The 248-nt window shown below is 61.7% G+C and carries 1 protein-coding gene; it reads left to right on the top strand.

Going from position 1 to position 248, the window contains the following annotated elements; genetic code table 11:
• The coding region (fliD, locus tag AC5IJH_RS18595; protein WP_491904301.1) for a flagellar filament capping protein FliD at nt 1-248 on the top strand (248 nt) is incomplete at both ends.

The raw sequence follows: 248 nt of genomic DNA, 5'->3' as shown, positions 1-248 counted from the left end.
GGGCACCTCGCTCTCGACCGTCAGTCAGATCGGGATCTCGTTCAATAACGATGGCACGCTCAGGCTGAATAGCGACCAGCTCAGCACGGTGCTCGATAACAACTTCGCCGGGGTGCAGGCTTTTTTTTCAGAACAGCAACGGCTTTGGGCTGAACCTCGCACATGCGGTGAGCGGGGCCGGCACGACCACGCCCAAAGGATTGCTGAGCCGCGCCAGCGAGGCCAACACCGCCGTGGAGACCAGCCTC

The sequence above is a fragment of the Candidatus Dedyshia acidiphila genome (genome assembly GCF_051025295.1).
Classification (GTDB): Bacteria; Acidobacteriota; Terriglobia; order Terriglobales; family Acidobacteriaceae; genus KBS-83.
Note: the sequence above shows the minus strand (reverse complement) of the source record. Positions and strands in the feature narration are given on the sequence as shown.